At 75.9% G+C, this 486-nt stretch carries 1 protein-coding gene; it reads right to left on the reverse strand.

Translation table 11 applies throughout. The annotated features are described in order from the left end of the window. Positions 1-93 precede the first annotated feature (93 nt). Positions 94-360: a protealysin inhibitor emfourin gene (locus tag ACZ4WV_RS35210; RefSeq protein ID WP_465753149.1), complete on the reverse strand. Its 267-nt coding sequence runs from the start codon at positions 358-360 to the stop codon at positions 94-96. Positions 361-486 lie beyond the last annotated feature (126 nt).

Raw genomic sequence — 486 nt, forward strand, 5'->3', positions numbered from 1 at the left:
AAACCCCCACCAGAAACCCTCGCCGCCCGCCCCCCCCCCCCCCCCCCCCCTTCCCCCCCCCCCCCCGCCCCCCCCCCCCCCCCCTGGACCGGCTCAGGCGCCTTCGCGCAGCACCAGCGACACCAGTTCGCGCTGCGAGTCGGTGAGTTTGGGGTCGGCGCAGTACACCGTCCGGCTGTCGACGGTGATCTCGTAGTGGAAGCCGTCCGGTACCCCGTACGAGGGGGCACGCAGCCCGCCCGCGACGGCCTCGCGGGCGAGCGCGTGGACGTGCGGGGCGTCCACCCGGTCGGCGGTGTCGAGCTCCGCGTGGCGGACGATTCCGGCAAGACCGCCGGTCCGGGTCACCTGGATACGCATGGTGTCCATGGTGCTACCCGGGGACGGCCTTTGCGGCGCTTTTCCCGGACCGTGGGGGCTGGGGGGGGGGGGGAGGGGGGGAGGGGGAAGGGGGGGGGGGGGGGGGGAGGGGGTATGGCGTACCCC

The sequence above is a fragment of the Kitasatospora sp. NPDC029312 genome (assembly GCF_055569215.1).